This window comes from Nocardia aurantiaca (assembly GCF_009708175.1).
GTDB classification, from domain to species: Bacteria; Actinomycetota; Actinomycetes; order Mycobacteriales; family Mycobacteriaceae; genus Nocardia; species Nocardia aurantiaca.
Map to the genome: position 1 here is coordinate 94,570 of NZ_WMBB01000004.1, position 21,902 is coordinate 116,471.

Here is a 21,902-nt window from a genome sequence, read left to right on the forward strand (position 1 = left end):
GGGGGGAGTGGCACGCGGACGTCGAAAAGGGCTGTGCGAGTGACGAAATGGCGCGGCCCCGCCCGAGTGGGGCGGTGCCGGCGAGGTGTCAGCGGTTCAGTGCTTGGGGAACTTCAGCTTCGAGAGGTCGAAACCTTCCAGGCCCGGCGGCAGTTCGTTGAGACCGGCCGGGAGGTTGGAGATGTCGGGCATACCGGCGGGCATACCGCCCGGGAGGCCGGGCATGCCGGGGAAGCCGCCGCGCACCTTCGGCGGAGTCGGGCCGCGTCCGCCCTTCTTGCCCTTCTTGCCCTTCTTGGCGTTCTTGCCACCGCGGCCCGCGCCCGGCAGGCCGAACTGGCGGCTCATCGCGCCCATCATCTTCTTGGCCTCGAAGAAACGGTCGACCAACTGGTTGACGTCGGAGACCGAGACGCCGGAGCCATTGGCGATGCGCAGGCGGCGCGAGGCGTTGATGATCTTGGGGTTCGCGCGCTCCGCCGGGGTCATACCGCGGATGATGGCCTGTACGCGGTCGAGCTGCTTGTCGTCGACCTGCGCCAGCACGTCCTTCATCTGGCCCGCGCCGGGGAGCATGCCCAGCAGGTTGCCGATCGGACCCATCTTGCGGATGGCCAGCATCTGCTCGAGGAAGTCCTCGAGGGTGAGCTCACCGGAGCCGATCTTGCGGGCGGCCTCCTCGGCCTGCTTGGCGTCGTAGACCTGCTCGGCCTGTTCGATCAGGGTAAGCAGGTCGCCCATGCCGAGGATGCGGCTGGCCATGCGGTCGGGGTGGAAGACGTCGAAGTCCTCCAGCTTCTCGCCGGTGGAGGCGAAAAGGATGGGCTGGCCGGTGATCTCGCGCACCGACAGCGCGGCGCCACCGCGGGCGTCGCCGTCGAGCTTGGTGAGCACGACACCGGTGAAGCCGACGCCGTCGCGGAAGGCCTCGGCGGTGGAGACCGCGTCCTGACCGATCATGGCGTCGAGGACGAACAGGGTCTCGTCCGGATTGACGGCGTCGCGGATGCCCGCGGCCTGCCGCATGAGCTCCTCGTCGATGCCGAGGCGGCCCGCGGTGTCGACGATGACCACGTCGTACTGCTTCTGCTTCGCCTCTTCGATACCGGCGCGCGCGACGTCGATGGGGTCGGAGGCCGAGACGCCCAGCGGGTTCTCGCCGCCACCGATGGAGGTGCCCGGGTGCGGCGCGAAAACCGGCACCCCGGCGCGCTCGCCGACCACCTGCAGCTGGGTGACCGCACCGGGGCGCTGCAGGTCACAGGCCACCAGCAGCGGCGTGTGTCCTTGACCCTTCAGCCATGTGGCGAGCTTGCCCGCGAGGGTGGTCTTACCGGCGCCCTGCAGACCGGCCAGCATGATGACGGTCGGCGGGTTCTTGGCCAGCCGCAGCCGCCGGGTCTCGCCGCCGAGGATATTGATGAGTTCCTCGTTGACGATCTTGACGACCTGCTGCGCCGGGTTCAGGGCCGCCGAGACCTCGGCGCCCTTGGCCCGCTCCTTGACCTTGCCGATGAACCCGCGCACCACGGGCAGCGCCACGTCGGCCTCGAGCAGGGCCAGCCGGATTTCGCGTGCGGTCGCGTCGATGTCCGACGGCGACAGTCGTCCCTTGCCACGCAGATCCTTGAGGGCACCGGCCAACCGGTCGGAAAGGGATTCGAACACCGATGCTCCTGATCTCGAGGGACGTCACTCGAGATACCAGGGTAGTGGGATCCGCACCGCGCCGTTGCGCCAGGCTCGGACCTGCGTGAACGGGGCGCGGCCGCAGGCAGATTCGGGACGCCCGACGCCACCGGTTCGGCGGCTATTCCAGCGAGCGCGGGCGCGGCGCGGGCCGGCGCAGGTCGTGCTGCTCGGTGGCGACCATGCCAACGGCCTCTCGGGCGGTGAGGCCGAGGGCGAGGGCGAGCCCGTCGAGCATCGCCCATTCGGCGTCACCGAGGCTGTGGCCGGCGACCGTGGAGGCAATCGTCATGGCGGTCACCGCCTGCTGGCCGCTGAGGGTGCGCCCCGGCAGCCAGGAGACCACCCAGCGATCGCCGCCGACGCAGCGGGCGATGTGCGCGGTCAGATCGCTCGTCATCATCGACGCGGACACGACTTCGATTGCCACCGACCTGCTCCCCTCATGCTCGCGACAGCTGTGATCTTCAGTTCGACCCTGCACGCGAATACTAGGGTGTGACGCCGATCACCGACCGCTGTTGCAGCAAATCTCCTGCAACATTCTGATTAATTGGTGAACGTGCGGTTTGTCAGCTATGACGGGTTTCGGGCAACCGACTGGAAAACGACGGGAAGATCCGATTCAGCTGTCCGCTTCAGGAGGCTTCTTCGGTTGTTGCGGTGGCACGACCGCCAGCACCGCCGCCGCGATCTCGGCGCGGCGCCCGGGCGTGTCGGCATCGCCCAGATCCAGGCAGAAGGTGTCGATCACCGCCGAACCCATGGTCATCACCTTCGCCCAGCAGACGTTCACGCCGGCCTCGGCCAGCGCCGCGGCCAACCGGCTCAGTAATCCGATGCGGTCCTCGGCGCGCAGTTCCATCAGCACACGGCCCGGATCGGCGGTCTCATGCCAGAACACCCGCGGTTGCGCCTGCGCGAAGGGACGCGGCTGGGTGCCGATTGCGTCCCGCTCCTTGCGGGCCAGCACGGAGGCCAGATCCAGATCGCCGTTGATGGCGCGGATCAACTCCTGGCGCAGCAGGCCCGGGTCCGGCGGATCACCGAAACGCGGTGCGACGACGAAGGTGTCGATGGCCGAGGAACCCACGCTGGTGAGTTCGGCGGACAGCACCCGCAGTGAGTGCACGGCCAGCACGCCCGCCGCGTCGGAGAGCAATCCCGGACCATCGGGCGCGACCACGGTGACGATGTGGTGGTAGCGGCCCTCCCCCGGCTTCAGATCCACATGCACGCCACCGGATTCAGCGCGGGCGCGCAGGTCGTCGGGTATCGGCGTCGGCTCGGGCAGCGGCTCGCCGGCCATGGCGGTGCGGCAGTTGCGCACGAGTTCGCCGATGAGCGAGGCCTTCCAGTCGTTCCACACGCCGGGCCCGGTGGCCAGCGCATCGGCCTCGGCCAGGGCGTGCAGCAGCTCCAGCAGGTGCGGGTCCTCGTCGAGCGCGTCGATCACCATCTTCACGGTGTCGGAGTCGGTGATATCGCGGCGCGTGGCGGTATCGGGCAGCAGCAGATGGTGGCGCACCATGGCGGCGAGCGTCCGCACGTCGGAAGGCCAGAGCCCCAGGCGATTTCCGATGGAGACGGCCAGTTCCGCGCCGACAAGACTGTGATCCTCGGTACGTCCCTTGCCGATATCGTGCAGCAGCGCGCCCAGCAGCAGTAGGTCCGGGCGGGCGACACGGGTGGACAGCGCCCCGGCCTCGGCGACGGTCTCCATGAGGTGGCGGTCCACGGTCCAGGTGTGCATAACGTCGCGCGGCGGCAGGTCGCGCACCACACCCCATTCCGGGAACAGCCTGCCCCACAGGCCCGTCCGGTCCAGCGCCTCGACGGCGTCGACGGCGCCGCGGCCCGCGCCCAACAGGACCAGCAGGTCGTTGAGCGCCTCCTTGGGCCACGGCTCGCGGAGCTCGGGCGCATCCTCGCCGAGGCGGTTGAGCGTGGTGGCCGACATGGGCAGCCCGGTCTGGGCCGAGGCCGCGGCCACCCGCAGGATCAGCCCGGGATCGCGCTGCGGGCGGGCATCGCGGGCGAGCACCACCTCCCCGGAATGCTCGACCACCCCCTCATCGAGTGGTCGGCGCACCGGGACGCGGCGCAAGCGCGCGAGCCCGCGCCGGGGCAGCGCGTTCCCGGCGGTCCGCAGCCCGACGTCGGTGGAGTAGCTGACCGTACGGGCCGCATCACTGAGCATGCGGGCCAGATCGAAGCGATCCCCGATGCGAAGGGCCGCCCCGATCTCGTCGGCGTCCTGGGCCCGCAGCTGGTCGCGGGCCCGGCCCGCCACCCGGTGCAGCTCGGTGCGTACATCCAGCAAGCGGCGGTGCGACTGCTGCAACCCGCCGCCGGGCACCTCCGGACCGAGCCCCGGCATGGCGTCGGTCAGCTGTGCGATGGCGAGGGCGTCCAGCAGCTGGATGTCCCGCAGCCCGCCGCGCCCGTTCTTCAGATCGGGCTCGGCGCGGTGCGCGACGTCTCCGCTTCTGCGCCAGCGGGTTTGGGCCTGGTCGATCAGGGCGTCGAAGCGGGACCGGATTCCGGCGCGCCAGTCCCGGCGCACGCCGCTGATCAGCAGGTTGCTCAGTCCTTCGTCGCCGACGATGTGCCGAGCCTCGAGCATGCCGAGGGCGGCGGCGAGATCGTCGGCGGCCACGCGCAGCGCCTGCGGGACGGTGCGCACGCTGTGATCGAGCTTGATGTGGGCGTCCCACAGCGGGTACCAGAGCTGATCGGCGACCTCGGCGACCCGCTGGGGGTCGACGTCGTCGTAGAGCAGCACCAGATCCAGATCGGAGTAGGGCATCATTTCCCGGCGACCCAGGCCGCCCACCGCGACCAGGGCCAGCCCGCTGTCGGGGGTGATGCCGACCTCATGTCCCTTGGTGGTCAGCCACAATTCGTACAGGTCCACCAGCGCTTCCCGCAGCGCCTCGGGGTCCAGGCGGACCGAGCGACCGGTCGAATTGTGCTCTCCGAGCAGTTGGTTGCGGGCCTGGACCAGGTCCAAGGCTCCGTTGGAGACCTTCTCGCCCTCGGCCCTGTCATCGCGTGCCTGCTGGAAACCCACAACCCACCACCTGTGTCTGATTTGCCTCCGCTGCGCTCCGGCAGGGTCACGGCCCCGGAGGTCTCGAACTTCCTTCCTCCACTCCGCCGCTTCACGGCGGATGTCTATCGAGCCGCGGTCCAGAACGATTGCTCCGCCTCCCCGCGCTCGGCCGCGGCCCAGAGCGTGAACGCACCGGATATGCAATTGGATTGGTTCGATCCGCACCGAGCGTGGCGGCGGCCCGCCCCGTTCCGATTCTCGGGCGGGGAGCGGGCCGCCGCTCGGTTCTCTTCGGTTACAGAGCGTCGGACCCGCGTTCGCCGGTGCGCACGCGGACGATGGTGTCGACCGGGGTCACCCAGACCTTGCCGTCGCCGATCTTGCCGGTGCGGGCGGCCTCCACGATGACCTCGACGACCTTGTCGACGGAGGCGTCGTCCACGACTACCTCGACCCGGACCTTCGGGACGAAGTCGACCGAGTACTCGGCACCGCGGTAAACCTCGGTGTGGCCCTTCTGACGGCCGTAACCCTGAACCTCGCTGACGGTCATGCCGAGCACGCCCGCCTGCTCCAGGCCGGTCTTCACATCCTCCAGGGTGAACGGCTTCACGATCGCAGTGATCAGTTTCATTTTCGTCATGCCTCCTTGACGGCGGTGGTGCGCGCCGCACCACCCACAGCAGCGAAATCGTATGCCGTTTCCGCGTGGTCCGACTCGTCCATACCCACGAACTCCTCTTCCTCCGTAGCGCGGAGGCCGATGACGAACTTGATGGCGAAGGCGATGATCAGCGTCACGATGAACGAGAAGGCCAGCACCACACCGGCGCCCACGGCCTGACGCCACAGCTGGTTGAAGCCGCCGCCGTAGAACAGACCCTGGACTCCGGCCGGAGCCTCCTTGGTGGCCACCAATCCGACCATCAGCGTGCCGATGATGCCGCCGACCAGGTGGACGCCCACCACGTCGAGCGAGTCGTCGAAGCCCAGCTTGAACTTCAGGCCGACCGCCAGGGCGCAGGCCACACCCGCGACCGCGCCGATGGCCAGCGCGCCCAGCACGTTCACCGAGGAGCAGGACGGGGTGATGGCGACCAGACCCGCGACGATGCCCGAGGCGGCGCCCAGCGAGGTGGCGTGACCGTCGCGAACCTTCTCGACGAGCAGCCAGCCGAGCATCGCGGCACAGGTGGCGAAGGTGGTGGTCAGGAAGGTGGAACCCGCCATGCCGTTGGAGGACAGCGCCGAACCGGCGTTGAAGCCGAACCAGCCGAACCACAGCAGACCGGCGCCGAGCATGACGAAGGGCAGGTTGTGCGGGCGCATCGGGGTCTTGGGCCAGCCTTTGCGCTTGCCGAGGACGAGGCACAGCGCCAGGCCAGCGGCACCGGCGTTGATGTGGACGGCGGTACCGCCGGCGAAGTCGATCACCTTGAGCTTATTGGCGATCCAGCCGCCGGCGTGGATGATGGTGCCGTCGGTGTCGGTGGCGTTGAAGTCGAAAACCCAGTGTGCGACCGGGAAGTAGACGATGGTGGCCCACACCGCGGCGAACAGCGCCCAGGCTCCGAACTTCAGGCGGTCGGCGACCGCACCGGAGATCAGGGCGACCGTGATGATCGCGAACATCAACTGGAACGCGACGAACACCGTCATCGGGATGTGGGTGTTACCGGCCAGTGGGATTCCGACGGCGTCGGCGTGATCGATGCCCTTGGACGGGTCCGCCATCACCTCCGGCTTCGCGTCGGATCCGATCAGGCCCTTGAGCCCGAAGAATTGGGTTGGATTGCCGATCACTCCGAATTTGTTGTCACCGAACGACGCTGAGAATCCGAAGATCGCCCAGAGCACGCCGACGATGCCCATGGCACTGATGCTCATCATGATCATGTTGAGCACGTTCTTACTACGGACCATACCGCCGTAGAAGAATGCGAGCCCGGGGGTCATCAACAGCACCAATGCCGAGCTCGCGAGCATCCATGCCGTGTCGCCGGTGTTCGGCACATCAACGATGGGATACGCCACCTTTTGTCCTCCTCATCTACGGCCCCGCAGCAACCTGCGAATAAGCCTGCAATGAGGTTCGTCAGTCGGTGTTTCAGCCGTGATCCTGCGGCGTTTCGCGTACGTGAACGGATGAGATTGCAGTGTTGCGGTCGCGTTTCCGAGCCCGCACCACTGTTACGGCGACATTGTGAGGATGATGTTGATTTCGGTATCGGCGCAGTTCAGTGCCGATTAACCGAGCAGGGCGTCGACGAAGGCGCCGGGTTCGAAGGGAGCGAGATCATCCGCGCCCTCGCCCAAACCGACCAGTTTGACCGGAACGCCCAGCTCATGCTGGACCTGGAACACGATGCCGCCCTTGGCGGTTCCGTCCAGCTTGGTCAACGCGACACCGGTGATGTCCACGACATCGGCGAAGACCCGCGCCTGCATCAAACCGTTCTGACCCACCGTCGAGTCGAGCACCAGGATGACCTCGTCCACCGCGGCCTTCTTCTCGACCACCCGCTTGACCTTGCCCAACTCGTCCATCAGGCCGGTCTTGGTGTGCAGGCGCCCGGCGGTGTCGATGAGCACCACGTCCACGCCGCGATCGATACCGGCGGACACGGCGTCGAAGGCGACGGCCGCGGGGTCCGCCCCCTCCTTGCCGCGCACGGTCTCCGCGCCCACGCGCTCACCCCAGGTCTGGAGCTGATCGGCGGCGGCGGCGCGGAAGGTGTCGGCCGCGCCGAGCAGCACGCGGCGGCCGTCGGCCACCAGCACGCGCGCCAATTTGCCGGTGGTGGTGGTCTTTCCGGTGCCGTTCACGCCGACGACCAGCAGGATCGACGGGTGATCGGCGTGCGGTAGCGCGCGGATGGAGCGGTCCAGCTCGGGCCGTAGCGCGTCGATGAGCACCTCACGCAGCAGGGCGCGCGCCTCAGCGGCGGTGCGGACGCTGCGGGCGGCCATCTCCGAGCGCAGCCGCTCCACGATGGTGGAGGTGCTGGCGGTGCCCAGGTCGGCCATGACCAGGGTGTCCTCGACCTCCTCCCAGGAGTCCTCGTCCAGGTCACCGCCACCCAGCAGGCCGAGCAGCGACTTGCCGACGGCGTTCTGGGAGCGGGAGAGCCGGCCGCGCAGGCGGGTCAGGCGGCCCGCGGTGGGCTCGATCTCGGCGATGGCGGGCGCTGGAGCAGCGGCGGGAGGGGCGGTTTCGGGGGCCACGGCCGGAGCACCGGCGTGCGCGGCCACGGCGGCCTCGGCGGCGGCCGCCACCTCGGCGGCGGCCACGGCCGCCTCGGCGGCCTCCTCCGCGGCGGCCTCCTCCGCGGCGGGGCGCTCGACGACATCGCCCGCGCCCTTGCCGGCCGCTTCCTCACCGGCCTGCCCAGCGGCTTCGACCGCCTCGGCGCGCGCGGTGCCCTCGGCGCTGTCGTCAGTCCGTGTGACCGTGTCGGCCGCTGACGTCTCGGCGGCCGAGGTGGATTCGGTGGCGACCCGCTCGGCGGCGGCCGGGGCCTGGTCCGCGGCGGTGGCTGTGGATTCGGTGGGTGTGACGGACTCGGGGGCGGGCTCAGGGCCCTGGACCGGCTCGGGCAGGCGCACCTCGGTGATGCTGCGTTTGGCCGAGTCGCGCGGGATGGCGGCGTCGTCGCCGACGTGGGGCTGCCCCTCGTCGTCGGTGCGCTCGGGCGGGAGCGGCTGCGGTGTGGGTTTGGGCGCGATGCCGCCCTGGCTGAAGCTGAATCCGCTCGCCGCCTGGTATCCGCCCGACCTGTCGGTCACCTCCTTGGTCTCGGTGACCTCCGGGGTCAGCGAGATCCGGCGGCGCTTGTTCAGGGCATATCCGGCAACCAGCGCCACGAGCAGCACCGCGGCGATCGCGGCGATGAGAATCCAAACTTCTGCAGTCGTCACTCCCCCATCCTTTCAGAGGCAGTTGTATTGCCCGATTCACATACCTACGGACGCGTCGGAGGGCAGTGTCATGTATCACACTGCCGTGTCGAGCGAAGCGTCGACACGCCGGGGTACGGCTCCGAGAAGCCCAGCTTCTACCGACCGGTCTGCTCGGGAAGGTGCCACAGTGCGGAAGGAGCGGCGAATGCGACACCGAGACAATAGGATCGGCGACGTGACCGATCGAAATGTGCTTGGGGGACCGCTGGAGGAGTGTGGCACCGATCCTCTCACCGGCTTCTACCGGGACGGATGCTGCAGCACCGGCCCTGAGGATCTTGGCAGCCACACCGTCTGCACCGTGGTGACGGCGGAATTCCTGGAGCACCAGAAGTCGATCGGCAACGACCTCGTCACGCCGCGTCCCGAGAACAACTTCCCCGGCCTGCAACCGGGCGACCGATGGTGCGTGGTGGCGGTGCGCTGGCTGCACGCCCACGAGGACGGCGTGGCCGCACCGGTGGTGCTGGCCGCGACCCATGAGAACGCTCTCGAGGTCGTCCCCATGGAAACGCTGCGCAAGTACGCCGTCGACGTCCCCGACGACGTCAGCGACCTGCTCTGACCTCGGGCCCGCGCCGAACCGCGCGGGCGTCCGGCGCCGCTCAGCCGCCGGTGTGCAGCCCGTTGTCACTACCCTTGCGCAGCAATGCCTCTGTGGCGCTGCGCAATTCGATACGGGCCGCGCACAGCTGCGGATCCGAGGCGAAGGCCACCCGGTCGGCGCCGACCTGCAGCAGACGGTTGAGGACCTGCAGGGTGATGGCGGCGGCGACCGCGCCGAAGAACAGCGCCACCAGGACGGGGCGCTCGCCCACCAGGGTGAGGGCGAGCGCGGCCTGGCCGCCGAACACGGCCGCGGTGGCGCCCGAGACCACCAGCGAGTGGATCATGTCGGCACGCAGCCCTTCGCCCTCGTCGTACGCGTCGAGTACCGCGATGCCCAGGCCCAGCACCACCAGATCGGCCGCGATGACCGACAGCATGGCCGTGCGCGGCAAGACGTTGAGGCCCAACAGGATCAGGGCCGTGCTCAACCCGAGCAGCAGCGCGCCCACGGTCAGCAGCCCGGCTGCCGACCGGCGCGAATCCTCGGACCATTCGGCGTGCTGACCGAGCATGCCGAGCATGGTGCCGAGCAGGGCCAGCAGGGTGAGCGCACCCAGCAGATACCCGGCGGGTAGGAAGCCGCCCGCCGCGGGCATGGCCAGCAGCGCGCACAGCGGCAGTAGCCCGACCCGCCACCAGCGGTCGACGCGCTCCACGGCGCCGCGGGGCAGCAGTCGCACGAACGCTCCGCTGAAGGCCAGCACCGGCGCGCACACCAGCACGATCCGCGCGCCGCCGAACCAGGGGTCAGCCCCGGCCAGCCGATCGGCCACCACGGCACCGGCAAACGCCAGCAATCCGGCAGCCGCCCTGCGCAACAATGGCTTTCGCGGATCCCGCGCCAACAGATACAAACCGAGCCACCATGCGACACCGAACGCCGCGGCCGACACCCAAACCACGCAGGGAGCGTACTGCCACATTGCCCGTTCGGGGGTCCATACGAAGGCGACGTATATGGCCTTCTACCAGTATTTTTCAGCTCTGGACCCCCCTCGTCACACCTTCGCATCCGTTCGGACACACCCAGGTCACGAAGTGCCCCAACAGCTTTCATGGGGGGGTTCAACAGGGGCCGGGCGCGGCCGCGCGACGTCGTCGGTGGGCCTTCTGCCGGCAGGCGGCGGAGCAGTAGCGGGCGGGGCGGCCGGTGCCGGTGGAGCGGATCGGGGAAGCGCAGATCGGGCAGTGCGATGCGGCGGTTTCGTTACGGGACGGGGTTTCGTCACGCGGGATAAACCGATTTCGGTCTTTCGTTACGCGCGCCGCGGGTCGCGCGCGCATGGAGTCCAGCACCAGGGCGGCGGGACGCGCCAGCTCGTGGTCCGAGGTGAGGCGTTGGATGGCGACGCATCCCGTGAAGAGGGCCAGGACGTCGGCGAGGGTGAGATCGGCGCGGACCGCGCCCTGGCGCTGGGCGGCGATGAGCAGATCGTCGAGGGCGGAATGGAAACGGGCGCCCGCGTCCCGCACCAGCTCACGCGGCCAGCCGTCATTGCTGACCATGTCGCAGACGGCCTGGTTGCGATGCGTGGAGGTGATGACCTCGGTGCAGAACGCGAAGAACGCCCGCCCCGCGTCGGGGGCGTCGCGCAGGCGGTGGGCCAGACCGGTGAGGCGGTCGATGCGCTGCTGCATGACCGCTTCCAGCAGTGCGGTTTTGGTGGGGAAATGCCGATACACGGTGCCCGCGCCGACGCCCGCCCGCCGTGCGATCTCGGCCAGCGAGACCGTGACCCCGCCCTCGGCGAGGGCACGGTGCGCGGCGGCGAGCACGAGGGCGCGATTGCGGCGAGCGTCCGAGCGGGTGTTCGGCGTGGCGCGGGGCAGGGTCGGCGTGGGCATTTCGTTACGCGGGTCCTTTCCGGTGTCGGCCAACGGAAATGGCTGGTTCTAGCGTGTGTATTCGGGTCGACCGACCCGAATACTACTGAACGAACGGGCGACAATGTCTTCTCGCAATGATCTGATCCTGGTGACCGGCGCGACCGGCAAACAGGGCGGCGCGACCGCGCGGCGGCTGCTCGCCGTCGGCCGTCGAGTGCGCGCGCTGGTGCGCGATCCGGAATCGCCTGCCGCACAGGAGCTCGCGGCGGCGGGCGCGGAACTGGCCGTCGGGAATTTCGACGCTCCCGACTCCCTCACCGCCGCGCTGTCGGGGGTGGGTTCGGCGTTCCTGGTGCCGCCCGCGACCTTCGGCCCCCATGGCTGGGACGTCGGCATGGAGGTTGAGCGCGGTACCCGGTTCATCGACGCGGCACGCGCGGCCGGGGTGGAGTACATCGTGTTCACCACCGTCGCTTCTTATACCGAGGACGGCAAGTGGGGTGCCCAGGGCAAGCGGCAGGTGGAGGAGGCGCTGCGCGGTAGCGGCCTGCAGTGGACCATCCTGCGTCCGGTCCGGTTCATGGAGAACTACTTCATGCGGGGCTTCCCGATCGACGGCATCAATGACGGTGTGCACCGGCAGCTGTTCCCGGCCGATCGGCCCGTACAGGCCATCGCCGTCGACGATATCGCCGTCTTCGCGCAACTGGCCTTCGACGATCCGGCTCGATTCCACGGCGAGATCCTGGAATTGGCCGGGGACGATCCCACCATGCCCGCGGCCGCGGCGGCGATCAGCGCCGCCATCGGGCATCCGGTCCGCTATGAGGAGGCGAGCGAGGCCGAAGCCGAGGCGATGGGCCCCGAGGTGGTGGCGGCCTGGCGGCTGTCGCGGCAGGGCCAGGGCTGGCACGCCGACATTCCCGCGCTCCGCGAAATTCATCCCGGCCTGCGGACTCTCGACGCGTGGCTGGCCGAAACCGGTGCGGCACGGCTGAAGTCGCTGCTGGGCGGGTGAGGGTCGGAGGGGAGGAGGATCGAGGCCTCCTCGCCCGCGGTCACCGGAAGCGGCCGATCACGCCAGCGCGCCGTTGTAGTCGGGCAGCTTGAAGGTCTGCTGGGCATGGCCGCCGGACAGGTCCGAGGCGCTGTTGCCGATATTGGCGACGATGGTGTAGCCCTGGGCCTCGATCGAGGCACGGGTGGCGGTCTTGTAGTCGGCGAGGGCGCCCGCGCCGCTGGACCCGGTGGTGAGGCCGCCGCCATAGAGGCCGTCCACCGGGTAGCCGACGGTGCTCAGGTTGATCTGGCTGTAGACGTTCATGAGCGCGGGCCGGCCGGTGACGAAGATGAGGGACGCCCCTTGGCTTTTCGCCCATTGCGCCAGCTTCAGGATGGGCGGGATGGCCGGAATGATCGGTCCCGGATGGTAATTCGTCTCCAGCACCGTGTTGTCGATGTCGAAGACGATGGCGGGCTTGGTGGTTCCCGGCAGCGCCGTCGTCAGATAGGTCTGCGCGGCCGCGGCGATCGGGGTGATGTCGCTGATCCACTGACTGTAGGGCGGCAGATTGCCGGTGCCGCCCGAGCCGGACAGGGATCCGGTGCCCGAGCCCGAGCCCGATCCGGATCCGAGTGCGGAGGATCCGGAGTCGGCCACGGCGACGGGCAGCGGGGCGACGATACCGACGGCGATGCCGGCGGCCAGTACGGCGATGGAGCGTCTCATGAGCCCGGACGCTAGCGCCCCGCCGGTGCGACGCGCAGGCATTTCACTTTGCCGTGTACCGGGATCCCGCTCAGCGGGACGCATCCGGAATCACGCTTGCGCGCCGACGAGATTCTCACCGCGCAGGCGCTGCGAGATCACCTGCGTGATGCCGTCGCCACGCATGCTGACGCCGTACAGCGCGTCGGCGATCTCCATGGTCGGCTTCTGGTGGGTGATGACGATCAGCTGGCTCTTCTCACGCAGCTGCTCGAACAGGCCGATGAGTCGGCGCAGATTGGTGTCGTCCAGCGCCGCCTCGACCTCGTCCATGACATAGAACGGGGACGGGCGGGCCCGGAAGATCGATACCAGGAAGGCCACCGCGGCCAGGGACTTCTCGCCGCCGGAGAGCAGCGATAGCCGCTTGACCTTCTTACCCGGCGGGCGGGCCTCGACCTCGACGCCGGTGGTGAGCATGTCACCGGGATCGGTGAGCAGCAGCCGGCCCTCGCCGCCGGGGAACAGGCGCGAGAACACGCCGGTGAACTCGCGTTCGACGTCCTCGTAGGCCTCGGTGAAGACCTGCAGGATGCGGGCGTCCACCTCGGCGACCACGTCCATCAGGTCCTGGCGGGCCTTCTTGACGTCCTCGAGTTGGGTGTTGAGGAAGGTGTAGCGCTCCTCGAGGGCCGCGAACTCCTCCAGCGCCAGGGGATTCACCTTGCCGAGGGTGGTGAGGTCCTTCTCGGCGCGCTTGGCGCGGCGCTCCTGTGTGGTGCGGTCGTAGGGCATGGGCTGCGGTTCGCTGACGGCCTCGCCGCGGTCGCGGGCCTGCTCGTACTCCATCATCTCCAGCGCGGTGGGCGGCATGGGGACGTCCGGGCCGTATTCGGAGATGAGGTCCTCGAGGCTGATGCCGAACTGTTCGGCAATGTTCGTCTCGACCTGCTCGATGCGCAGCGCCGCCTGGGCACGGGCGACTTCGTCGCGGTGCACGGCGTCGGTGAGCTGAGCGAGCTGGGTGGTGAGAGCCCGCGAGCGCTCCTTGGTCTGCTCCACCTGGGCCGCGAATTCGCTACGGCGGCGCACCAATTCGTCGCGGCGGGTGGCGGCTCGAGCGACCACCCGCTCGAGTTCGGCGGCCACCTGCTCCGCGGACTCGGCGACCACGGCGGCGACGGCGGCGGCGCGGCGGCGGGCAGACTGGGCGCGTTCGGCGCGGGCCCGGTTCTCGCGTTCGGCGTGGGCGGCGCGGCGCAGCGAATCCGCCTTGCCGCGCACCGATTCCGCGCGCTCCTCGGCGGTGCGGACGGCCAGGCGAGCCTCGACCTCCATGGACCGGGCCTCGGCGAGCGCGGCGGCGGCCTCCTCGCGGGCGTAACCCGCGGTCTCGGTGCCCGCGGCCTCCGGATCCATTTCGGCCTGTTCGAGTTCGGCATGGCGCAGCCGGTCCTCGAGTTCGGCCAGTTTGGAAAGCGTGTCCTCGCGGCCGGTTTCGGCGTCGGCGCGCTGGGCCAGCAGGCGGTCGCATTCCTGCTGCGCGGTGCGGGCGGCGTGGCCGAGGCGGCCGAGACGGTCATAGATGGCGAGCAGGGCCTGATCGGATTCGTGCAGGGCGAGCAGGGCGTGGTCGACGGCTTCCTTGCGATCGGTCTGCTCGGCCAGCGCACCGGCGAGGGCGGCCTCGAGCTCCTCGGCCTGACGCTGCCAGGAGGTCAATTCGTCCTTGGCGGCATCGATGTCGGCCTGCACCTCGAGTTGGCTGGGGGCGCGGTCGGAGCCGCCGAGGAGCCAGCCGCTGCCGGTGAGGTCGCCGTCGCGGGTGACCACGCGCAGTTCCGGGCGTTCGGCGATGACCAGGGCGGCGGTGGCGAGATCGTCGGCGACGGCGATGCCCGCGGTGAGGGCGGCGATGGCGCCGCGCAGGTCGGCCGGGCAGTCCACCACGTCGGTGAGCCAGCGAGCAGTGCTCGGCAGTCGCGAATCTGCCTGCGCCACAGGAATATTCGCAGCGTCGGCGTAGACCAGGGCGGCGCGGCCGCCGTCGGCCTCCTTCAGCGCGCGCACGGCGGCATGCGCCGAGGGGCCGGTGTCGGCGGCCACGGCGTCGGCCAGCGGGCCCAGCGCGGCGGCGACCGCGGCCTCGAAACCACCGTGCACGCGGATCAATCCGGACAGCGGACCGAGCAGGCCGTCGGTGCGGTGCTCGAGCAGCCAGGCCGCGCCGTCCTTGCGGCGCAGCCCCATGGTGAGGGCCTCGATGCGAGCGCCGAGGGAGGCAACGCGTTGGCCCGCCTCCCGGTCCTTTTCCCGTAGTTCGGTGACGCGCTGGTCGGCCAGGGCCAAGGCCTGGGCGGCGTGTTCGTAGGCGTGGTCGAGACCCTCCTCGCCCGCGTCGAGTTCGCTGAGTTCGCCCTGGACGGCCTCGAATTCGGCATTGGCCTCCTCGCCGCGGCGGCGGGCCTCGGCGATGGCGGCGGACATGCGGGCGATCTCGCCGTCCACCGATTGGGCGCGGATGCGCAGGCTGTCGACCTGGCCGGACAGGCGGGCCAAGCCCTCGCGGCGGTCGGCGATGGCGCGGACGGCGGCCAGGTGGGCCTGTTCGGCGGCCTTGGCGGCCTGTTCGCGTTCGTGCAACTGGTCGCGGGCGACTTCCAGGGTTTCCGAGGCGATTTCGACCGCTTCGCGCAGTTCGGCCTCTTCGGCCTCGACCCGATCCGCCTCGCGCTCCAGTTGTTCCGGGTCGCGGCCGGTGCCGGTTGGTTGCTCGATGGTGAGATTGCGGGCGCGATCGCGGGCAATACGGATGGTGGCATTGACGCGTTCGGTCAGCGCCGACAACTGGAACCAGGTCTGGGCGGCGGCCTCGGCGCTGGGGGTGAGCTTGGACAGCTCGAATTCCTGTTGCGCCAGGGCGGCATTGGCGGCGTCCAGCTCGGCCTGCACGGTGACCTGCTGTTCGCGCGCGTAGGCCTCCTTGCTCTGCTGGCTCTCGAGCTCGCGGCGGCGGGTCACCAGGTCGTCGGCGGCCAGGCGCAATCGGGCGTCCCGAAGCTCGGACTGGACGGTCGCGGCGCGGCGGGCCACCTCGGCCTGCCGGCCCAGCGGCTTCAACTGCCTGCGCAATTCGGTGGTGAGGTCGTTGAGGCGGGCCAGATTCGCCTGCATGGCGTCCAGCTTGCGGACCGCCTTCTCCTTGCGCCGCCGGTGCTTGAGCACGCCCGCGGCCTCCTCGATGAAGGCCCGCCGATCCTCCGGCCGCGATTCCAGAATCGCCGACAGCTGGCCCTGACCGACGATGACGTGCATCTCCCGGCCGATGCCGGAGTCGCTGAGCAGCTCCTGCACATCCATGAGCCGGCAGGAGTTCCCGTTGATCTCGTACTCACCCGCGCCATCGCGGAACATACGGCGCGTAATGGACACCTCGGAGTACTCGATGGGCAGGACCCCGTCCGAGTTGTCGATGGTCAGTGTGACTTCGGCGCGACCGAGCGGGGCACGGCCCGCGGTACCGGCGAAGATGACGTCCTGCATCTTCCCGCCCCGCAGCGCTTTCGCGCCCTGCTCACCCATCACCCAGGTGAGCGCGTCGACGACGTTCGACTTCCCCGACCCATTGGGCCCGACCACGCACGTGATCCCCGGTTCGAATCGCAATGTCGTCGCGGACGCGAAGGACTTGAACCCCTTCAGCGTCAGACTCTTCAGGTGCACAGCGGCCCAGAGTACCCGCTCCCCCAGGATTGCCTGGAGTATGCCGGAGCGGCGCCCCTGCTCTATGCGGGACCAGCGCCCCCGCTGCGCCACCCCGTTCCGGCAACCCCATCGGGGCACCGGACAGAAAACTCTCGAGTCTCCGCCAAGGGGAAGCACGAAGGTTGACGCATGGACTCGCGTGGAACGTTATCGGCAGCTGGTTGCCACCATCAACGCCTGGCCCCAACCCCCCGACTTGGGCCCGGCTTTCGATTGGTTCGCCTCGAGCTATCCGAGCCCACCTGAACCGGCAGTAGCCGCGGTTGTCAGCGGCTCGCCATCTGACACGCGGCGAGGTCACGGTGGCCGGGTGGGCCGCCCTGTTCAGCGGGTGCGGTAGCGGTTCCAGGCGGCGGATTCCCAGCCCATGACTACGCGGAAGACGAGGACCGCGCCCCAGGGGGCGATGACCCAGATCGGCCAGGGGTAGGTGAATTCGCCTGTGGCCAGGCAGATTGCGGACCAGATGACGAGGCAGAGGAGGCTGACGCCGAGCCAGGCGCCGCCCTCGATCTGCTGCCAGATGGGCAAGCGGGCGCGGGAACCGGGTTGGACCGCAACGGGCTTGGGCAGCTTCGGGAGGTCCGCGAGGACCACTTGGAGGCCTTCACGAGTGGCCGTGGCGTAGACCTGGGTGAGGCGCTCGGTGTATTCGGCCAGGTCGAGGCGGCCGTCGGAAAGGTGGCGGCCGAGGAGGTCGGCGGTCTGGGCGCGTTCGGCGTCGGAGGCGCGGGTGCCGGTGGTGATGTCCATGTCGATCCTCTCGGTCGATGGCTTCCACATGTTCCATAGTGGAACGTAAATCCAGAATAAAACTCCACAATGGAATGTCAAGCTAGTAAAGTGAAGGCAGGTGCCAGCACATTTGCCAGCAGGGGCGAGCGATGAGATGGTTAGTGCCAGTTCTCGGACAAGGAGTCATCGTGGACCTCGACTGGTCGCCTGCCGATCTGGCGTTTCGTGATGAAGTGCGCAGCTTTCTCGACGAAAAGTTAACCGACGATCTTCGCCGCGCCGGACGCCTGGCGACCAGCGTCTACCCGGACCACGAAGCCAGCATGGCGTGGCAGGCCATCCTCCATGAGCGCGGCTGGGCCGCCCCGGCATGGCCGGTGAAATATGGCGGCTGCGACTGGAGCCTGACCCAGCACTACATCTTCGGCCGCGAATGCACCCTGGCCGGCGCACCGAGCCTGTCCCCCATGGGAATTCGTATGGTCGCGCACGCCATCATGGCCTTCGGCACCTCGGCGCAGAAGGACTTCTTCCTGCCGCGCATCCTCACCGGCGAGGTCTTCTTCTGCCAGGGCTATTCGGAGCCCGAGGCCGGTTCGGACCTGGCCTCGCTGACCATGGCAGCGGTCCCCGACGGCGAGGACCTGGTGGTCACCGGCTCCAAGATCTGGACCACCCACGCCACCGAGGCCAACTGGATCTTCGCCCTGGTCCGCACGTCCAAGCGGGCCAAGAAGCAGCAGGGCATCACCTTCGTGCTCATCGACATGAGCACCCCGGGCATCGAGATCCGCCCGTTGGTCATGACCTCCGGCGAGCAGGTGCAGAACCAGGTGTTCTTCGACCAGGTCCGGGTGCCGCAGGCGAACGTGCTGGGCAGCATCGACGACGGCTGGACCGTCGCCAAGTACCTGCTCAACTTCGAGCGCGGCGGCGGCGCGGCGGCCCCGGCGCTCCAGGTCATGGCCGAGGGGCTCGCGCGGGCCGCGCAGGAGCAGGTCGGCCCGAACGGCGGCGCGCTCATCGACGACCCCGCCTTCGCCGCCAAGCTGGCCGACGCCCGCCTGCGCGCGGACGTGCTGGAGATTCTCGAGTACCGCACCCTCGCACTGGTTTCCAGCGGCAAGGACCCGGGCCCGGCCGCGTCCACCATCAAGATCCTGGGCACGGAGCTGAGCCAGGCGCTCACCGAACTCGCCCTGGAGGCCGCCGGTCCGCGCGGTCGCGTCTATCAGCCGCACGCGACCATGCCGGGCGGCCCGATCGCGGATTTCACCCCGCCCGCCGACGGTTTCGTCGTCGGCGCGGACTGGCAGGCGGTCGCCCCGCTACGGTACTTCAACGATCGCGCCGGCTCGATCTACGCCGGCAGCAACGAGATTCAGCGCAACATCATCGCCAAAGCCACCTTGGGACTGTGACATGGACTTCTCTTTCACCGCCGAACAAGAGCTGCTCCGCGACACGGTCACCGAATTCCTCGCGGCGCGTTACCCGCTCGAGGCCAGCCGGGCCGCGGCGCGCACCGGGGCCGGGTGGCAGCCGGAGATCTGGCGCGGATTGGCCGAGGAGGTCGGGATTCTCGGGGCGAGCCTGCCCGAGTCGGTGGGCGGCATCGGGGGCGGCCCGGTCGAGACCATGATCATCGCCGAGGCGCTGGGCGGAGCGCTGGTGCTGGAGCCGTACGTGGACACCGTGGTGGTCGGCGGCGGCCTGCTGCGGCGCAGCACCGGCAAGCGGGCGGAGGATCTGCTGGCGGGCATCGCCGCCGGGGATGTCGTCACCGGATTCGCCGCGCTGGAACCGCACTCCGGCTACGACTACACCGCCGTCGCGACCACCGCGGTCGCCGACGGCGACGACTGGGTGCTCACCGGCGAGAAGACGGTGGTGACCACCGCGCCGCTGTCCACCCACCTGCTGGTGACCGCGGCCATGGACGGTGGGATCGCCCTGTTCGTGGTCGATGTCGACGCCGCCGACCCGCCCGCCGGGCTGACCGTGCGCCCGTATCGCACCATCGACGAGCGTCAGGCCGCCGACCTGACCTTCGAGGCCCTGCGCGTGCCCGTCGACGCCCTGCTGCTGGCGAACGCGGGCGCGGCGATCGCCGCCACCCTGGACGAGGCCATTGCGGCGGTGTGCGCGGAGGCGGTAGGGGCCATGCGCAAGGTGGTCACCGACACCGTCGCCTACGCCAAGCAGCGCCAGCAGTTCGGTGTCCCGATCGCCAGCTTCCAGGCGTTGCAGCACCGCATGGTGGACATGCTGCTGGAGCTCGAACAGGCCGTGGCCGCAACGTATCTGGTGACGTTGAAGCTGGGCGCTCCCGCGCCCGAGCGGGCCCGCGCCGCCGCGGCCGCCAAGGCCACCATCGGCCGTGCCGCCCGGCGCATCGGCCAGGAGTCGGTGCAGCTGCACGGGGCCATGGGCATGACCGAGGAGCTGGCCATCGGCCACTTCTTCAAGCGCCTGACCGCCGTGCAGTACGAGTTCGGTACCACCGACCAGCACATCGCCCGCTACGCCGCAATGACGCGGCCGTAGCGGTTTCCCGCGCACCGGCTCAGGGGTTACCGGTGCTCGGCCGGGTTCCGGTGGATCGCCTGGGGGATCCATCGGAACCCGGCCGCCGCGCAGTCGATCCCGCGCCGCCGCGGCGCCCGATTACCGGCGATGGCCGTAGTCGGCGGTGACGGGTATCCGCGCGGCATCACGGGTTCCGGACCGGCGCTCGGTGGCGGCGCCTCGCGCCGAACCTCGTACGGCGAGCACGATAACCAGCGCCAATGCGGGTCCGGTGACGAAGCACAGCAGACCCAGCGCGATCAGCAGAACTGTTCCCACGTGCGGATTATTGTCCGCCGACCCGCATTTCGCACAATTACGGCAAACCAAATGGCTCGGACCTGACAGGCCGAGCGGTCCAACTGCGATGCCCCCACGAACCCGCCGGTAACCACCGCCACGACCACCGTCATCATGATGTGACCGAGGCCACAGCACCCGCCCGTCACGTCCGCGGACGCTGTCTCGTCCCTGTTGTGGATACGAACCGCAGGAAAGGACGACACCATGTCGCGATTGAATATGCACGAGGCAGCTCCCGAGGTCTACAAGGCCTGGGTCGCAGCCGAGACCGCCATCCGTCGCGGACCGCTCGACGCCACGGTGCGGGAGCTGGTCAAGGTCCGGGTCTCACAGATCAACGGCTGCCTCTTCTGCATCGACATGCACTCGACCGAGGCACGCAAGGAGGGCGAGACCGAGCAGCGGCTCTGGCACCTCAACGCCTGGCGGGAGTCGAAGCTGTTCAACCCGGCCGAGCAGGCCGCGCTGGAATATGCCGAGGCCGCAACGGAACTCGGCCCACACGGGGTGAGCGACGAGATCTGGGCGGGCGTGGAGAAGCACTTCGAGGAGGGCGCGCGGGCGGGTCTGGTCGCGGTGACCGCGCAGATCAACCTGTGGAACCGCCTCGGCGTCCCGCTGCGGCTGCAGCCGCTGGGCGAGTAGGCCCGGAGCGGCCGGGGCCCGAATAGCGTTGACAGGCCGGAAGGTCGTGTGGCTCGCTGACGGTATGGGCCGTGGTGAGAGCGATACCGGACGCGTCCGGATCGCGGCAGTGGGCGATCTGCACATGCGCGAGAGCATGCGCGGCCGTTTCCGGCCCGCCCTGCGGGAATTGGGTGAGCGCGCGGATGTGCTGCTGCTGGCCGGTGATCTGACCAATGGCGGCACTCTGCGCGACGCCGACGTCCTCTGCGCCGAGATCGAGGACCTCCCGGTCCCTGTCGTCGCCGTTCTGGGCAATCACGATCACGACCGCCGCCTGGGCTTCCGAATCTCGGTGCGGCTCATCGAGCTCGGCGTCCACCTGCTCGACGGCACCGCGATCACCTTGCCCGTCAACGGCATTCGCCTGGGCATCGCGGGCGTCATGGGCGGCAGCGGCGGGTTTCCGGGCCATCCCGGCGATCCCGCCGAGGGGACCGTCGAACACCGCAACCGCTTTCGGCGCGGCCCCGCCGACGCCACCCGCCTGCGCGCCGCCCTCGACACCCTCGACGCCGATCTCCGCGTCGCCCTCATGCACTTCTCCCCCGTCGTCGACACCCTGATGGGCGAACCTCCGAAGATCTACCCCGGCCTCGGCTGCCAGGACCTGGCCGACGCCGTGGACGCGGGCGCCGCGTCCCTCGCCATCCACGGCCACGCCCACGGCGGCACCGAATTCGGCCGCACCGCGGGCGGCGTCGATGTCCGCAATGTCTCCTACCCCGTCATTCGCACCGCCTACCGCGTGTACGAGCTGTCACCCCCCGGCGACGTGTGACTTCCCGGCGCGCCACGAACGGCTCCGACCATGCCGATCCCGGCGGGCGGTGCCGTCGGGCGTCATCGACGACGTCCCTTCCGTGGCGACCATGGGCCCGCTGGTGGCCGAGGGCGGCGCGTCGAAACCCGGTCCAGGCGGACGTCCTCCCGTGGGCGCCGGCGCTCGGCGCGGATTTCGTGGCAATCCCACAGCAGTCGGGCCGGCGCGAACCTGGT

18 protein-coding genes are annotated in these 21,902 nt (G+C 69.5%); 6 read left to right on the forward strand and 12 right to left on the reverse strand.

Features of this window, described 5'->3' with window-relative positions; translation table 11 throughout:
- Positions 1–96: 96 nt before the first annotated feature.
- The 6 genes from ffh to ftsY form a co-directional block, all read right to left on the reverse strand.
- Complete coding sequence (gene ffh, locus GLP40_RS09210) at positions 97–1,668, reverse strand: signal recognition particle protein (protein WP_328289910.1); 1,572 nt, start codon at positions 1,666–1,668, stop codon at positions 97–99.
- 142 nt (positions 1,669–1,810) lie between these two features.
- A complete protein-coding gene (locus tag GLP40_RS09215) occupies positions 1,811–2,119 on the reverse strand; it encodes a hypothetical protein (protein ID WP_328289911.1) in 309 nt (102 codons plus the stop codon).
- 195 nt (positions 2,120–2,314) lie between these two features.
- On the reverse strand, positions 2,315–4,762 hold the full coding sequence (locus GLP40_RS09220) for a [protein-PII] uridylyltransferase (protein ID WP_328289912.1): 2,448 nt from the start codon (positions 4,760–4,762) through the stop codon (positions 2,315–2,317).
- 277 nt (positions 4,763–5,039) lie between these two features.
- Positions 5,040–5,378, reverse strand: coding sequence for a P-II family nitrogen regulator (locus GLP40_RS09225; protein WP_154787741.1), 339 nt, complete (start codon positions 5,376–5,378; stop codon positions 5,040–5,042).
- Positions 5,379–5,383: 5 nt separating this feature from the next.
- The gene (locus GLP40_RS09230) at positions 5,384–6,730 is read right to left on the reverse strand and encodes an ammonium transporter (protein ID WP_154787742.1); all 1,347 of its coding nucleotides are present in this window, start codon (positions 6,728–6,730) and stop codon (positions 5,384–5,386) included.
- Between the two features lie 261 nt (positions 6,731–6,991).
- Positions 6,992–8,662, reverse strand: a complete 1,671-nt coding sequence (gene ftsY / locus GLP40_RS09235; RefSeq protein WP_328289913.1) for a signal recognition particle-docking protein FtsY — start codon at positions 8,660–8,662, stop codon at positions 6,992–6,994.
- 217 nt (positions 8,663–8,879) lie between these two features.
- On the opposite strand from ftsY, the gene GLP40_RS09240 reads away from it, so the two are divergent.
- Positions 8,880–9,269, forward strand: coding sequence for a DUF2237 family protein (locus GLP40_RS09240; protein WP_326357779.1), 390 nt, complete (start codon positions 8,880–8,882; stop codon positions 9,267–9,269).
- A gap of 40 nt (positions 9,270–9,309) precedes the next feature.
- Here the strand turns inward: GLP40_RS09240 and GLP40_RS09245 are convergent, their stop codons facing one another.
- Both GLP40_RS09245 and GLP40_RS09250 read right to left on the reverse strand, forming a co-directional pair.
- On the reverse strand, positions 9,310–10,215 hold the full coding sequence (locus tag GLP40_RS09245) for a hypothetical protein (protein ID WP_154787454.1): 906 nt from the start codon (positions 10,213–10,215) through the stop codon (positions 9,310–9,312).
- Between the two features lie 163 nt (positions 10,216–10,378).
- Complete coding sequence (locus GLP40_RS09250; protein ID WP_154787455.1) at positions 10,379–11,158, reverse strand: TetR/AcrR family transcriptional regulator; 780 nt, start codon at positions 11,156–11,158, stop codon at positions 10,379–10,381.
- A 103-nt stretch (positions 11,159–11,261) separates the two neighbouring features.
- Between GLP40_RS09250 and GLP40_RS09255 the strand changes: the two genes are divergently transcribed.
- Positions 11,262–12,158 (forward strand): NmrA family NAD(P)-binding protein, encoded by an 897-nt coding sequence (locus GLP40_RS09255; RefSeq protein ID WP_154787456.1) that lies wholly within the window; start codon positions 11,262–11,264, stop codon positions 12,156–12,158.
- 57 nt (positions 12,159–12,215) lie between these two features.
- On the opposite strand, the gene GLP40_RS09260 is transcribed toward GLP40_RS09255, so the two are convergent.
- The 3 genes from GLP40_RS09260 to GLP40_RS09270 all read right to left on the reverse strand — a co-directional run bounded on the left by GLP40_RS09260 (position 12,216) and on the right by GLP40_RS09270 (position 17,396).
- On the reverse strand, positions 12,216–12,869 hold the full coding sequence (locus tag GLP40_RS09260; protein ID WP_154787457.1) for an HAD family acid phosphatase: 654 nt from the start codon (positions 12,867–12,869) through the stop codon (positions 12,216–12,218).
- A gap of 90 nt (positions 12,870–12,959) precedes the next feature.
- A complete protein-coding gene (gene smc / locus GLP40_RS09265) occupies positions 12,960–16,571 on the reverse strand; it encodes a chromosome segregation protein SMC (RefSeq protein ID WP_328289914.1) in 3,612 nt (1,203 codons plus the stop codon).
- A gap of 366 nt (positions 16,572–16,937) precedes the next feature.
- Positions 16,938–17,396 carry a DUF1707 SHOCT-like domain-containing protein gene (locus GLP40_RS09270; protein WP_230329401.1) on the reverse strand — a complete coding sequence of 153 codons (459 nt, stop codon included), beginning with the start codon at positions 17,394–17,396 and terminating at the stop codon, positions 16,938–16,940.
- Between the two features lie 140 nt (positions 17,397–17,536).
- Between GLP40_RS09270 and GLP40_RS09275 the strand changes: the two genes are divergently transcribed.
- Positions 17,537–18,769 (forward strand): acyl-CoA dehydrogenase family protein, encoded by a 1,233-nt coding sequence (locus tag GLP40_RS09275; RefSeq protein ID WP_328289915.1) that lies wholly within the window; start codon positions 17,537–17,539, stop codon positions 18,767–18,769.
- A gap of 1 nt (position 18,770) precedes the next feature.
- On the forward strand, positions 18,771–19,895 hold the full coding sequence (locus tag GLP40_RS09280) for an acyl-CoA dehydrogenase family protein (protein WP_154787460.1): 1,125 nt from the start codon (positions 18,771–18,773) through the stop codon (positions 19,893–19,895).
- 120 nt (positions 19,896–20,015) lie between these two features.
- Here GLP40_RS09280 and GLP40_RS09285 read toward each other — a convergent pair whose 3' ends face one another.
- The gene (locus GLP40_RS09285) at positions 20,016–20,195 is read right to left on the reverse strand and encodes a hypothetical protein (RefSeq protein WP_154787461.1); all 180 of its coding nucleotides are present in this window, start codon (positions 20,193–20,195) and stop codon (positions 20,016–20,018) included.
- Positions 20,196–20,423: 228 nt separating this feature from the next.
- On the opposite strand from GLP40_RS09285, the gene GLP40_RS09290 reads away from it, so the two are divergent.
- Positions 20,424–20,864 carry a carboxymuconolactone decarboxylase family protein gene (locus GLP40_RS09290; protein WP_196054598.1) on the forward strand — a complete coding sequence of 147 codons (441 nt, stop codon included), beginning with the start codon at positions 20,424–20,426 and terminating at the stop codon, positions 20,862–20,864.
- 46 nt (positions 20,865–20,910) lie between these two features.
- On the forward strand, positions 20,911–21,684 hold the full coding sequence (locus GLP40_RS09295; protein WP_328289916.1) for a metallophosphoesterase family protein: 774 nt from the start codon (positions 20,911–20,913) through the stop codon (positions 21,682–21,684).
- Positions 21,685–21,902 lie beyond the last annotated feature (218 nt).

Excerpts from the sequence above, each read along its gene's own strand:
- GLP40_RS09225 (WP_154787741.1), bottom strand. The coding sequence starts at position 5,378 with ATGAAACTGATCACTGCGATCGTGAAGCCGTTCACCCTGGAGGATGTG.
- GLP40_RS09280 (WP_154787460.1), top strand. The coding sequence starts at position 18,771 with ATGGACTTCTCTTTCACCGCCGAACAAGAGCTGCTCCGCGACACGGTC.
- GLP40_RS09230 (WP_154787742.1), bottom strand. The coding sequence starts at position 6,730 with ATGCTCGCGAGCTCGGCATTGGTGCTGTTGATGACCCCCGGGCTCGCA.
- GLP40_RS09255 (WP_154787456.1), top strand. The coding sequence starts at position 11,262 with ATGTCTTCTCGCAATGATCTGATCCTGGTGACCGGCGCGACCGGCAAA.
- GLP40_RS09250 (WP_154787455.1), bottom strand. The coding sequence starts at position 11,158 with ATGCCCACGCCGACCCTGCCCCGCGCCACGCCGAACACCCGCTCGGAC.
- GLP40_RS09270 (WP_230329401.1), bottom strand. The coding sequence starts at position 17,396 with ATGTGGAAGCCATCGACCGAGAGGATCGACATGGACATCACCACCGGC.
- GLP40_RS09290 (WP_196054598.1), top strand. The coding sequence starts at position 20,424 with ATGTCGCGATTGAATATGCACGAGGCAGCTCCCGAGGTCTACAAGGCC.
- GLP40_RS09260 (WP_154787457.1), bottom strand. The coding sequence starts at position 12,869 with ATGAGACGCTCCATCGCCGTACTGGCCGCCGGCATCGCCGTCGGTATC.